The following is a 13,143-nucleotide window of genomic DNA, read 5'->3' as shown; positions in this document are numbered from 1 at the left end:
CGCCCACCGCCGACGACGGCACGGACGGACGACCCCGGCCGTCCGCACGCATTGCTGGTGCCCTCTACAACGACCGGGCTCCGTCGCTGTCGCAGGCAGGTGAGAGGATCGAAGAGGTACCCGACATGTGCGCGTGTGAGGAGAGTGGGCGATGGCCACCAAGCCGCCCCAGGGCGATCCGGTCCAGGACGCCCCGAAGGTCGTCGAGCCCAAGCACGCGGCGGCGGGGCTGCCGGCGATCGGGCACACCTTGCGCATCGCGCAGCAGCAGATGGGCGTGAAGCGCACCGCGTTGACGCTGCTGCGGGTCAACCAGAAGGACGGCTTCGACTGCCCGGGCTGCGCCTGGCCGGAGCCGGACCACCGGCACGCGGCGGAGTTCTGTGAGAACGGCGCGAAGGCGGTCGCCGAGGAGGCCACCCTGCGCCGGGTCACCCCGGAGTTCTTCGCCGCCCACCCGGTCGCCGACCTCGCGACCCGCAGCGGTTACTGGCTCGGCCAGCAGGGCCGCCTCACGCATCCCATGTACGTCCCCGAGGGCGGCACGCACTACGAACCGGTGTCCTGGGAGCGCGCCTTCGACATCGTCGCCGAGGAACTGCACGCCCTCGCCTCTCCCGACGAGGCGCTCTTCTACACGTCCGGCCGCACCAGCAACGAGGCCGCGTTCCTCTACCAGCTTTTCGCCCGCGAGTTCGGCACGAACAACCTGCCGGACTGCTCCAACATGTGCCACGAGTCGTCCGGTTCGGCACTCAACGAGACCATCGGGATCGGCAAGGGCAGCGTCCTCCTGGAGGACCTCTACAAGGCCGACCTGATCGTCGTCGCCGGCCAGAACCCGGGCACCAACCACCCGCGCATGCTCTCCGCCCTGGAGAAGGCCAAGGCCAACGGCGCGAAGATCATCAGCGTCAACCCGCTGCCCGAGGCGGGCCTGGAGCGCTTCAAGAACCCGCAGACCCCGCAGGGCATGCTCAAGGGCGCCGCGCTCACCGACCTGTTCCTGCAGATCCGCATCGGCGGCGACCAGGCCCTGTTCCGGCTCCTCAACAAGCTGATCCTGGAGACGGAAGGTGCCGTCGACCAGACCTTCGTCGACGAACACACCCACGGCTACGAGGAGTTCGCCGAGGCCGCCCGCGCCGCGGACTGGGAGCAGACGCTCGCCGCGACGGGCCTCACGCGCGCGGAGATCGAGCAGGCGCTCGGCATGGTGCTCGCCTCCGAGCGCACCATCGTGTGCTGGGCGATGGGCCTGACCCAGCACAAGCACTCGGTGCCGACGATCCGAGAGGTCGTCAACTTCCTTCTGCTGCGCGGCAACATCGGCCGTCCGGGCGCGGGCGTGTGCCCGGTGCGCGGCCACAGCAACGTCCAGGGCGACCGCACGATGGGCATCTTCGAGCGCCCCGCGCCGGCCTTCCTGGACGCCCTGGAGAAGGAGTTCGGCTTCGCCCCGCCGCGCGAGCACGGCTACGACGTCGTCCGGGCCATCGGCGCCCTGCGCGACGGCGTGGCGAAGGTCTTCTTCGCGATGGGCGGCAACTTCGTCTCGGCGTCCCCCGACACGGACGTGACCGAGGCGGCCATGCGGCGCGCCCGGCTCACCGTGCACGTGTCGACCAAGCTCAACCGCTCGCACGCCGTCACGGGCGCGCAAGCGCTGATCCTGCCCACCCTGGGCCGCACCGAGCGTGATCTCCAGGGCGGCGGCGAGCAGTTCGTGACCGTCGAGGACTCCATGGGCATGGTGCACGCCTCCCGGGGCCGTCTGGAGCCCGCGAGCACCCATCTGCTGTCCGAGCCGGCCATCGTGTGCCGACTGGCCCGGCGCGTCCTGGGCGAGGAATCCCGCACGCCCTGGGAGGAGTTCGAGAAGGACTACGCGACGGTCCGCGACCGCATCGCGCGTGTGATCCCCGGCTTCACCGACTTCAACGCGCGCGTGGCCCACCCGGGCGGCTTCGCCCTCCCGCACGCCCCGCGCGACGAGCGCCGCTTCCCGACGGCCACCGGCAAGGCCAACTTCACCGCGGCGCCCGTCGAGTTCCCCCAACTGCCCGAGGGCAGGCTGCTGTTGCAGACCCTGCGCTCGCACGACCAGTACAACACCACGATCTACGGCCTGGACGACCGCTACCGGGGCATCAAGAACGGCCGCCGGGTGGTGCTCGTGAACGCCGAGGACGCGCGCGTGCTGGGCGTCGCCGACGGGTCGTACGTCGACCTGGTCGGCGAGTGGAAGGACGGCGTCGAGCGGCGCGCGCCGGGCTTCCGGGTCGTGCACTACCCGACGGCACGGGGGTGCGCGGCCGCGTACTACCCGGAGACCAACGTCCTGGTGCCGCTGGACGCCACCGCGGACACCAGCAACACCCCGGCCAGCAAGTCCGTCGTCGTCCGTCTGGAACAATCGACCACCGACTGAGCGTTTGCTCAGCGGCGAGTCAGGTCCACCGTCAGGCGTACGAGAACGGAGCCGGCCCCATGGGCGAGCAGCAGCACGTGAAGTTCCCGCAGGAAGTCATCGACGAGTACGCGGAGCTCGGCGTCGACCTGCCGGCTCTGTTCTCCGCAGGGCACCTGGGCAACCGGATGGGCGTCCAGATCCTGGAGGCCTCCGTGGACCGGGTCGTGGGGACCATGCCGGTGGAGGGCAACACCCAGCCGTACGGGCTCCTGCACGGGGGCGCCTCCGCGGTGCTGGCCGAGACCCTCGGCTCGGTCGGGTCCATGCTGCACGGCGGCAGCTCCAAGATCGCGGTCGGCGTCGACCTGAACTGCACCCACCACCGCGGCGCCCGCTCCGGCCTGGTGACCGGCGTGGCCACGCCCGTGCACCGGGGGCGCTCGACGGCGACGTACGAGATCGTGATCAGTGACGAGGAGGGGCGGCGGGTGTGCACCGCGCGGCTGACCTGTCTGCTGCGGGACGTGCGCCCCGGGGACGGGGAGCACGTGGGCGTCGCCGGCTGACCGCCACCGCCCGGCGGTACGGCGTCTTTCCAGCTCCGGCGCCCTGACCTACCGTTTCCCCATGGGGCTGCGGTCATGAGCGGCATCGGGCCCGTCGAACCTGTCAACGGGCCCGAGGCGGACGAGAGTTACGACGTCATCGGCACCGACGCGCCGCGCCTCACCGACCGGTTCCGGAACCGTCGTCCCGCGAGCGGCCTCGCCGGACAGTGGGGCGCGCTGCCGCCCAGGACCCGCAGGGCGCTCCTCGCCGTCGGCGTGATCGTCGTGGCGGTGGCCGCAGTCGTGCTGCTGCCGACCGCCGGCACGCCCGACCGGGCCGAGCCGCCCGAGCCCCTGCCGTATCCCGCCAACGTCACCGTCTGGGAGTACCTGGGACGCGCCGCGCCTCCTGCCGCCCCGGCCACCCCCAACTCCCGTGCCACCAGCGGGCTGTTCCGGTTCGCCGTGTCCGTCGACCACGGGCCCCCGGTCACCGTGCGGGTCGACGGCGCCGCCTTTCCCGGTCTGACCGCACATGTCGCACCCGAGCGGATTTTCACCGTGCGGGCCGGGACGCCCCGGCGGATCGCCGTCGAAATATCCGTATCCGACTGTTCGGGACTGCCCCGTAACGCGGACCTACCTTTTCTTGACGTAACGCTGCGTAACACACGCGCAATACAACGCCACAGCTTCATCTTCGACGGCGGGTACGCCCGGGACCTTTCCGAGCTGCTCCACGGGGCCTGTGGACCGGCAACCTTGCGACCAGGCCCGCGGCCAACCGGAAGTGCGGGTTCTCAGAATGCGGACTGAGCGGAAAATCCGCCAAAACGGCTGAGAGCCCACTTTCGCCGGGCTCGTCCCGCATCACGGCATAACAAGAAAGTCACAAGCGCGGCTACGGCGATGCCGCCACCTGCAGACGGGCTTAGAGTCACGGCCAGTCACCGCTCCACCGGGAGTTCGGTACCAGAGGCATCTGCCGCCCCAACCCAGGCGAGCGGGCTGCGAAAGGACTGATTGTGCGACAGCGTTCCTTGGTGATACTTACCTCCGTTCTTGCGAGTGGAGCTCTGACCCTCACCGCCTGCGGGTCCCGAGACGACAGCGGTGACAAGAGCGACAGCAGCACCACGACCTACACCATCGGCGTGGACGCCCCGCTCTCCGGTGAGAACTCCACCACCGGCCTCGGCATCCAGTACGGCGTTCAGGTCGCCGTCGACGACGCCAACAAGAACAACTGGGTCCCGGGCGTGAAGTTCAAGGTCAAGGCCCTGGACGACAAGGCCCAGCCCGCCAGCGGCCAGCAGAACGCCACGGCCCTGGTCGGCGACAAGACCGTCATCGGCACCGTCGGCCCGCTGAACTCCGGCGTCGCCCAGTCGATGCAGCAGGTCTTCGCCTCCGCCAACATGGTCGAGATCTCCCCCTCGAACACCAACCCCGAGCTGACCCAGGGCAAGAACTGGCAGACGGACAAGAAGCGGCCGTACAAGACGTACTTCCGCACCGCCACCACCGACGAGCTGCAGGGCAGCTTCGCCGCCGACTACGCGTACAACGGCCTCAAGAAGAAGAAGGCCTTCGTCGTCGACGACAAGCAGACCTACGGCGCCGGCCTCGCCAAGATCTTCGGCGAGAAGTTCAAGGGGCTCGGCGGCACGGTCGTCCAGACCGACCACGTCAACACCGGTGACAAGGACTTCGGTTCGCTCGTCACCAAGATCAAGAACTCCGGCGCCGACCTGCTCTACTACGGCGGCCAGTACGACGAGTCCTCGCTGATCACCAAGCAGCTCAAGGACGCCGGCGTGAAGATCCCGCTGTTCGGCGGTGACGGCATGTTCGCCTCGACCTACATCGAGACCGCGGGCAAGGCCTCCGAGGGCGACCTCGCCACCTCCGTCGGTGTCCCGGTCGACACCCTGCCGGCCGCCAAGCAGTTCGTGGAGACCTACAAGGCCAAGGGCTACAAGGGTGACTACGGCGCCTACGGCGGTTACTCCTACGACGCCGCCTCGGCGATCATCAAGGCCGTGAAGGCCGTCAAGGACGCCAACAGCGACAAGCTGCCCAGCGACATCAACGACCTGCGCTCCAAGGTCGTCGACGAGGTCCAGAAGTCCGACTTCGAGGGCATCACCGGCAAGGTCTCCTTCGACGAGTACGGCGACACCGGCAACAAGCAGCTCACGGTCTACCAGGTCACGAACGGTGCGTGGAAGGCTGTCAAGACGGGCACCGCGGGCTGATCTGACAGCCCCAGCACGTAGCACCACGGGCCGCGCGGAAGGAGGACCCCGACCGCGCGGCCCGTTTCCACACCCAGACCTTGTACACGCCCCGTGCACACCACCACCGAATCTGTGCACACGACCCAGCGACATGGAGGCCATGCGGTGAACACCCTGCCGCAGCAGCTGGCCAACGGGCTGCTTCTAGGCTCGATGTACGGGCTGATCGCCATCGGCTACACGATGGTGTACGGCATCGTCCAGCTCATCAACTTCGCGCACGGCGAGATCTTCATGACCGGGGCCTTCGGCGCCCTCACGGTCTACCTCTACATCCTCCCCGACGGCACCAACCTGGCCGTCGCCGTCCCCCTGATGTTGATAGGCGGTGCGATCGTCGCCGTCCTCATCGCGGTCGGAGCGGAACGGTTCGCCTACCGACCACTGCGCGGAGCACCACGCCTGGCACCGCTCATCACCGCCATCGGTCTCTCCCTGGCCCTCCAGGAACTGGTCCGCAACTTCTACCCCGGCGCCGACCGTCCCCGCGCCTTCCCGGGCCTCGACGCCACGCACGAGATCGGCTCCGTCACCATCAAGGACGCCGACATCTTCCTCGTCGCCGCCGCGATCATCTGCATGTCCGGCCTCGCCTGGTTCGTACGCAAGAGCCGCACCGGCCGTGCCATGCAGGCCACCGCGCAGGACCCGGACACCGCGCAGCTCATGGGCATCGACACCAACCGCATCATCGTCATCGCCTTCGCCATCGGCGGTCTCTTCGCCGCCGTCGCCGCGGTCGCCTACGGCCTCAAGTACGGCAGCATCGACTACCGCATGGGCTTCCTGATGGGCCTCAAGGCCTTCACCGCGGCCGTCCTCGGTGGCATCGGCAACATCTACGGCGCCATGCTCGGCGGCATCGTCCTCGGCGTCGCCGAGACCCTCGCCTCCGCCTACATCGACGGCATCCCCGGCATGGACAAGCTCGGCGGTCAGAGCTGGGCCAACGTCTGGGCCTTCGTTCTTCTCATCCTCGTGCTCCTGTTCAGGCCTCAGGGGCTGCTCGGTGAGCGCGTCGCGGACAGGGCGTGATCAGCGTGACCGAGACGACCAAGACCCCGTCCGCGGACACCGCCCCGCGCGGCCTGATCCCCCTGCCGCTGTCCGCCGCGCGGGCGCTTCTGCTGGTCGGCGGAATCGCCACGGCGGCCTCCGCGTTCCTGAAGTGGACGTGGACCTCCAAGTTCCCCGGCGACCTCACCGTCACCGGCTACCCGGGGGGCCTTCAGTGGCTCACCTTCACCGCCGGTGTCCTCACGGCCCTCTTCGCGCTCGCCACGTACGGTGTCCGCGGCCTGGGCTGGCTGCTGCCCGCCCGTAACAACGCCCCCCTGGTGCTGCTGGCCCTGGGCGGCTTCGGCACCACCTGGTACACGGTCATCGCGATCGCCACCAAGCTCGACGGCCTCGCCAACCTGGAGGCCGGCGGCTGGGTCGCCGCCGTCGCCTCCCTGCTGCCCGTGCTCGGCGCCCTCGCCCTCCCGGAGCAGGCCGGCGAGTCCACCAAGGACACGCTCAAGGCATACATCGCCAAGTCCGAGCGCATCCCCGCGCCCGCGCCCACGTCCCCCTGGATCCAGCGGGCCGTGATCACGGTCGTGGCGGCCATCGGCCTCTTCGTCTTCGCCTACGGCATCGACACCGAGTACGGCGAGCTCTTCATCGGCTTCCTGATCGTCGTGGTCTTCACGGTCTGGGCGATGCACACCGCCGGTCTGCTGGACCGGTTCTCCCACCTCGTCGCCGGGAACCGCAGCTTCGCCCTCGCCATGGGCTTCCTCGCGGCCATCGGCTTCCCGTTCACCCAGACCGACGACCACTACGCCAACATCGGCGTGAACATCCTGATCTTCGGGACGGTCGCCCTGGGCCTGAACATCGTCGTCGGCCTCGCCGGCCTCCTGGACCTCGGATACGTCGCCTTCCTCGGCGTCGGCGCGTACACCGCGGCCCTGGTCTCCGGCTCGGAGTTCTCCAAGTTCTCCGGCGTCCAGTTCCCCTTCTGGGCCGCCGCCCTCTCCGGCGCCGCCGCCTCGCTGATCTTCGGTGTCCTCATCGGCGCACCCACCCTGCGACTGCGCGGCGACTACCTCGCCATCGTCACCCTCGGCTTCGGAGAGATCTTCCGTATCGCCGTCAACAACATGGACGGCGAGTCCGGCCCGGACATCACCAACGGTCCCAACGGCATCCCGGCCATCCCGGACCTGGACTTCTTCGGCTTCGACTTCGGCAACGCACACGACGTCGCCGGCTTCACCCTCGGCCGCTTCGCCAACTACTACCTGCTGATGGTCCTGATCATGGCCCTGGTGATCCTGGTCTACACGCGGGCCGCCGACTCCCGTATCGGCCGTTCCTGGATCGCCATCCGCGAGGACGAGACCGCCGCCACCGCCATGGGCATCAACGGCTTCCGGGTCAAGCTCATCGCCTTCGCGCTCGGCGCCTCCCTGGCCGGCCTCGCCGGCACGGTCAGCGCCCACGTGACGTACAGCGTGGTCCCGAACCCGTACCAGTTCGCCGGCGCCACGCCTCCGAACTCGGCGTTCCTGCTCGCCGCCGTCGTCCTCGGCGGCATGGGCACGGTCGCCGGTCCGCTGCTCGGCGCGGCGCTGCTCTACCTGCTCCCGGAGAAGCTCGTCTTCCTCCAGGACAAGTCGCTGCTCGCCTTCGGTATCGCGCTCATCCTCCTGATGCGCTTCCGCCCCGAGGGCATCATCGCCAACCGCCGCCGACAGCTCGAGTTCCACGAGACCGGCCAACTCGACGTACCAGACACCGAAACGCTCAGCGACGAGCCGGCCGTCACGAAGGCAGGGGCGTAGGAGCCATGACGACACCTGTACTCGAAGCCCGCGACGTCACGATGCGCTTCGGCGGCCTGACCGCCGTGCGTTCGGTCGACTTCACCGTCAACTCCGGTGAGATCGTGGGTCTGATCGGCCCCAACGGCGCCGGCAAGACAACGTTCTTCAACTGCCTGACCGGCCTGTACATCCCGACGGAGGGCACGGTCTCCTACCAGGGGACCGTCCTGCCGCCGAAGCCGCACCTGGTGACGAAGGCGGGCATCGCCCGTACGTTCCAGAACATCCGGCTGTTCGCCAACATGACCGTCCTGGAGAACGTCCTGGTCGGCCGGCACACGCGGACGAAGGAAGGCCTCTGGTCGGCGCTGCTGCGCGGCCCCGGCTTCAAGCGGGCCGAGCGCGCCAGCGAGGAACGGGCCATGGAACTCCTGGAGTTCATCGGTCTCGCCCATAAGCGCGACCACCTCGCCCGCAACCTCCCCTACGGCGAGCAGCGCAAGCTGGAGATCGCCCGGGCGCTGGCGTCCGAGCCCGGCCTGCTGCTCCTGGACGAGCCGACGGCCGGCATGAACCCGCAGGAGACGCGGGCGACGGAGGAACTCGTCTTCGCCATCCGCGACAAGGGCGTCGCCGTGCTCGTCATCGAGCACGACATGCGCTTCATCTTCAACCTCTGCGACCGCGTCGCCGTCCTCGTCCAGGGCGAGAAGCTGGTCGAGGGCACCTCCGAGGTCGTCCAGGCCGACGAGCGGGTCATCGCGGCCTACCTGGGCGAGCCCTTCGAGGGCGACCCCGGGGCGACCGAGGCCCCCGAGAGCCCGGCCGGGGAGGCCGGCGCCGTCGCGGACAGCACCCCCGGCACCACCAAGGGAGACGTCCAGTGACCACGCTGCTCGAGGTCGAGGACCTCCGCGTCGCCTACGGCAAGATCGAGGCCGTGAAGGGCATCTCCTTCAAGGTCGAGGCCGGCCAGGTCGTCACCCTCATCGGCACCAACGGCGCCGGCAAGACGACGACCCTGCGCACCCTCTCCGGGCTGCTGAAGCCCAGCGGCGGCAAGATCATGTTCGAGGGGCAGCCGCTCAACGGCGTCGCCGCGCACAAGATCGTGGCGCTGGGTCTGGCCCACTCCCCCGAAGGCCGGCACATCTTTCCGCGCCTGACCATCGAGGACAACCTCCGGCTCGGCGCCTTCCTCCGCAAGGACAAGGAAGGCATCGAGAAGGACATCCAGCGTGCCTACGACCTCTTCTCGATCCTCGGGGAGCGGCGCAAGCAGGCCGCGGGCACCCTCTCGGGCGGTGAGCAGCAGATGCTGGCGATGGGCCGCGCGCTCATGTCCCAGCCCAAGCTGCTCATGCTGGACGAGCCCTCCATGGGTCTGTCGCCGATCATGATGCAGAAGATCATGTCGACGATCGTCGAGCTGAAGTCCCAGGGCACGACGATCCTGCTGGTCGAGCAGAACGCCCAGGCCGCCCTGTCGCTGGCCGACCAGGGCCACGTCATGGAGGTCGGCAACATCGTCCTGTCCGGCACCGGCCAGGACCTGCTGCACGACGAGTCGGTGCGCAAGGCGTACCTGGGCGAGGACTAGCCGCCCGCCCTTTCGCGACACCGCGATACGCCGGAGGCCCGCACCCTGTCAGGGGGTGCGGGCCTCCGTCACGTACCGCGCGGGCTTCAGCCCTTGTTCTTCTTCTCGTCCGCGTCCAGGATGACCGCCTCGGCGACCTGCTGCATCGACATCCGGCGGTCCATGGAGGTCTTCTGGATCCAGCGGAACGCGGCGGGCTCGGTCAGCCCGTACGCGGTCTGGAGGATGGACTTCGCCCGGTCGACCAGCTTCCGCGTCTCCAGGCGCTGGCTGAGGTCGGCGACCTCCTTCTCCAGCTCCTTCAGCTCGGTGAAGCGGGAGACGGCCATCTCGATGGCCGGTACGACGTCGCTCTTGCTGAACGGCTTGACCAGGTACGCCATCGCGCCGGCGTCCCGGGCCCGCTCGACGAGGTCGCGCTGCGAGAACGCGGTGAGCATCAGCACCGGGGCGATGCGCTCCTCGGCGATCTTCTCGGCGGCGGAGATGCCGTCCAGCTTGGGCATCTTCACATCGAGGATGACCAGGTCGGGCTGGTGCTCGCGGGCCAGCTCGATCGCCTGCTCGCCGTCACCGGCCTCGCCGACGACGCTGTAGCCCTCTTCCTCCAGCATCTCCTTGAGGTCGAGGCGGATCAGCGCCTCGTCCTCCGCGATGACGACACGGGTCGTCAGCGGAGGCACGTGCGACTTGTCGTCGTCGGGCGCGTCCACGGGCTGGGGCGACTCGGGGGCGGTCACGGGGGCTCCTCGTTCCGGGCGGGGTGCTGCTGACAAGAGCCTACCTAGCTGCGACGCAGTGAGGTCACCCGGTATAGTCCTGTGGGGTTGCCCGGCCGGGTTGGCGGAATGGCAGACGCTGATGTCTCAAACACATCTGTCCGAAAGGGCGTGCGGGTTCGAATCCCGCACCCGGCACCCGACACACCAGTAAGCGGATGCCCACATCGATGTGGACATCCGCTTTCTCGTACCCCCGACTGCTCGCGTCAGACGGTCACTTGGGACTGTCGGCTACTTGAGGCTGTCGGCTACTTGGGGCTGTCGTCCTCGCCGATGTGGTGCACCCGGACCAGGTTCGTCGCGCCGGAGACGCCGGGCGGGGAGCCCGCCGTGATGACGACGATGTCGCCCTTCTCGCAGCGGCCGAACTTCAGGAGCAGTTCGTCGACCTGGTCGACCATGGCGTCGGTGGAGTCGACGTGCGGGCCGATGAAGGTCTCGATGCCCCACGTGAGGTTGAGCTGGGAGCGGGTGGCCGGCTCCGGGGTGAAGGCCAGCATCGGGATCGGGGAGCGGTAGCGGGACAGGCGGCGGGCCGTGTCGCCGGACTGGGTGAAGGCGACCAGGAACTTGGCGCCGAGGAAGTCGCCCATCTCCGCCGCCGCACGGGCCACCGCGCCGCCCTGGGTGCGGGGCTTGTTCCGCTCGGTCAGCGGCGGGAGGCCCTTGGCGAGGATGTCCTCCTCGGCCGCCTCGACGATCCGGGACATGGTGCTGACGGTCGCCACGGGGTACTTGCCGACGCTGGTCTCGCCGGACAGCATCACCGCGTCCGCGCCGTCGATCACCGCGTTCGCCACGTCGCTCGCCTCGGCCCTGGTGGGGCGGGAGTTCTCGATCATCGAGTCGAGCATCTGGGTGGCCACGATGACCGGCTTGGCGTTGCGCTTCGCCAGCTTGATCGCGCGCTTCTGGACGATCGGGACCTGCTCCAGGGGCATCTCGACGCCGAGGTCGCCCCGGGCGACCATGATGCCGTCGAAGGAGGCGACGATGTCGTCGATCGCCTCGACGGCCTGCGGCTTCTCGACCTTGGCGATCACCGGGAGGCGGCGGCCCTCCTCGTCCATGATGCGGTGGACGTCCTCGATGTCCTTGCCGCTGCGGACGAAGGAGAGGGCGATGACGTCGCAGCCGATGCGCAGGGCCCAGCGGAGGTCGGCCTCGTCCTTGTCGGAGAGGGCGGGGACGGAGACTGCGACGCCGGGGAGGTTGAGGCCCTTGTGGTCGGAGACCATGCCGCCCTCGACGACCGTGGTGTGGACGCGGGGGCCGTCGACGGTGGTGACTTCGAGGCAGACCTTGCCGTCGTCGACCAGGACGCGCTCACCGGGAGTGACGTCGTCGGCGAGCCCTGCGTAGGTGGTGCCGCAGGAGTGGCGGTCGCCCTCGGCGCCGTCCTCGACGGTGATGGTGAAGGTGTCTCCGCGTTCAAGGAGTACCGGGCCCTCGGTGAAGCGGCCGAGTCGGATCTTCGGGCCTTGAAGGTCGGCGAGGATCCCGACGCTGCGGCCGGTCTCGTCCGAGGCCTTTCGCACGCGCTGGTAGCGCTCCTCGTGCTCGGCGTAGCTGCCGTGGCTGAGGTTGAATCGGGCGACGTCCATTCCGGCTTCGACCAGTGCCTTGATCTGGTCGTACGAGTCGGTGGCGGGCCCCAGAGTACAGACGATTTTTGCTCGGCGCATGATTCGAGCCTAGGCCTTACCGGCCAGTAGAGAATTGGTCGCGTATGACCACTCAACAACCTTTGAGTGAAGGGCTATTGACAAGTATTGAATTGTGCGGAGGGGCGCTCCGATGAGCATTTTTCTGCTTGCCGCGCCTTTCTACAGCCGGGGCGGTGTCATGGTGAAGCGGGCGTTGACCTGGGCGAAGACCTGCTGGCGCTGGGGTTCCAGGTCGAGGGCGGGAGCACCGGCGTCCTCGGCGGCGGACGCGTAGGCCATGGAGCGCATCCGGCCGGGCGACTGCGGATACGGCTGGGCGTTCTCGGCGCCGATATCGGCCAGCTCGACGAGCGCGGCGAGGCCGGCGCCCAGGGCCTCGGCGTATTCACGGGCACGCTGGACGGCTTCGCGCACCGCCTGCTGCCGGGCCTTGCGGTGGACGGGCGAGTCGGGCCGCAGGGCCCACCAGGGGCCGTCGACGCGGGTGAGGTCGAGATCGGCGAGGCGGGTGGTGAGTTCGCCGAGCGCGGTGAAGTCGGTCAGCTCGGCGGTGATGTGGACGCTGCCGTGATAGGTGCGCACGCGCTCGCCGCGACCACGCTGCGTGAGCTCGGGGGTGATGGAGAAGTGCCCGGTCTCCAGCCGCTCGACGGCGTCCCCGTACGTCTTCACCAGCTCCAGCGCGGTGGCGTTGCGGCGCGTGAGGTCCTCCAGGGCGGCTCGGCGGTCCTTGCCGCGGGAGGCGACCGCGATGCCGATGCGGGCGATCTCGGGGTCGACTTCGAGGCGGGCCTCGCCGCGGACGGCGATACGCGGGGCGTCGGGGGTGCCGTACGGGACGGCGGGCTGGGAGGTGTCCGGCGACGGGGTGCTCGAAGCGGTGGCCATACGCCCAACTCTGTCACTTCTCAGCCGGTTACGGCCCGGGAGCGCACAGGTTAGGTCATCAGATCGCAACCTCAGGGACCTGTTGCCGTCGGTCGTGGACGCGTCAGAATCTACGCGCGTTGTTGACCATTC

General features: G+C 68.9%; 11 protein-coding genes and 1 tRNA gene. 9 read left to right on the top strand and 3 right to left on the bottom strand.

Features of this window, described 5'->3' with window-relative positions; all coding sequences use genetic code 11:
• Positions 1–151 precede the first annotated feature (151 nt).
• The 8 genes from ACWD5F_RS26145 (at position 152) to ACWD5F_RS26110 (ending at position 9,674) form a co-directional block, all read left to right on the top strand.
• Positions 152–2,431: an FdhF/YdeP family oxidoreductase gene (locus ACWD5F_RS26145; protein WP_451257832.1), complete on the top strand. Its 2,280-nt coding sequence runs from the start codon at positions 152–154 to the stop codon at positions 2,429–2,431.
• Positions 2,432–2,490: 59 nt separating this feature from the next.
• On the top strand, positions 2,491–2,979 hold the full coding sequence (locus ACWD5F_RS26140) for a PaaI family thioesterase (RefSeq protein ID WP_401727275.1): 489 nt from the start codon (positions 2,491–2,493) through the stop codon (positions 2,977–2,979).
• Positions 2,980–3,054: 75 nt separating this feature from the next.
• The gene (locus tag ACWD5F_RS26135) at positions 3,055–3,777 is read left to right on the top strand and encodes a hypothetical protein (RefSeq protein ID WP_451257829.1); all 723 of its coding nucleotides are present in this window, start codon (positions 3,055–3,057) and stop codon (positions 3,775–3,777) included.
• 224 nt (positions 3,778–4,001) lie between these two features.
• Positions 4,002–5,219, top strand: coding sequence for a branched-chain amino acid ABC transporter substrate-binding protein (locus ACWD5F_RS26130; protein WP_451258278.1), 1,218 nt, complete (start codon positions 4,002–4,004; stop codon positions 5,217–5,219).
• A gap of 147 nt (positions 5,220–5,366) precedes the next feature.
• Positions 5,367–6,296 carry a branched-chain amino acid ABC transporter permease gene (locus ACWD5F_RS26125; RefSeq protein WP_451257827.1) on the top strand — a complete coding sequence of 310 codons (930 nt, stop codon included), beginning with the start codon at positions 5,367–5,369 and terminating at the stop codon, positions 6,294–6,296.
• Positions 6,293–8,092 (top strand): branched-chain amino acid ABC transporter permease, encoded by a 1,800-nt coding sequence (locus tag ACWD5F_RS26120; RefSeq protein WP_451257825.1) that lies wholly within the window; start codon positions 6,293–6,295, stop codon positions 8,090–8,092. Before ACWD5F_RS26125 ends, ACWD5F_RS26120 begins: the two co-directional genes overlap by 4 nt.
• Positions 8,093–8,097: 5 nt before the next feature.
• Positions 8,098–8,961 (top strand): ABC transporter ATP-binding protein, encoded by an 864-nt coding sequence (locus ACWD5F_RS26115; RefSeq protein WP_401727279.1) that lies wholly within the window; start codon positions 8,098–8,100, stop codon positions 8,959–8,961.
• Positions 8,958–9,674 carry an ABC transporter ATP-binding protein gene (locus ACWD5F_RS26110; protein ID WP_401727280.1) on the top strand — a complete coding sequence of 239 codons (717 nt, stop codon included), beginning with the start codon at positions 8,958–8,960 and terminating at the stop codon, positions 9,672–9,674. The genes ACWD5F_RS26115 and ACWD5F_RS26110 overlap by 4 nt, the downstream gene beginning before the upstream one ends.
• Before the next feature lie 86 nt (positions 9,675–9,760).
• Here ACWD5F_RS26110 and ACWD5F_RS26105 read toward each other — a convergent pair whose 3' ends face one another.
• A complete protein-coding gene (locus ACWD5F_RS26105) occupies positions 9,761–10,414 on the bottom strand; it encodes an ANTAR domain-containing response regulator (protein WP_451257822.1) in 654 nt (217 codons plus the stop codon).
• A gap of 94 nt (positions 10,415–10,508) precedes the next feature.
• Here ACWD5F_RS26105 and ACWD5F_RS26100 point away from each other — a divergent pair.
• Positions 10,509–10,591: transfer RNA gene (locus ACWD5F_RS26100), tRNA-Leu, on the top strand.
• A 113-nt stretch (positions 10,592–10,704) separates the two neighbouring features.
• On the opposite strand, the gene pyk is transcribed toward ACWD5F_RS26100, so the two are convergent.
• Both pyk and ACWD5F_RS26090 read right to left on the bottom strand, forming a co-directional pair.
• Positions 10,705–12,141 carry a pyruvate kinase gene (gene pyk, locus ACWD5F_RS26095; RefSeq protein WP_451257820.1) on the bottom strand — a complete coding sequence of 479 codons (1,437 nt, stop codon included), beginning with the start codon at positions 12,139–12,141 and terminating at the stop codon, positions 10,705–10,707.
• Positions 12,142–12,282: 141 nt separating this feature from the next.
• Positions 12,283–13,011: an SIMPL domain-containing protein gene (locus tag ACWD5F_RS26090; protein WP_451257818.1), complete on the bottom strand. Its 729-nt coding sequence runs from the start codon at positions 13,009–13,011 to the stop codon at positions 12,283–12,285.
• Between the last annotated feature and the right edge of the window lie 132 nt (positions 13,012–13,143).

It is taken from the genome of Streptomyces sp. NPDC002499 (genome assembly GCF_053595415.1).
This window is presented reverse-complemented; position numbering and strand designations above follow the sequence as displayed.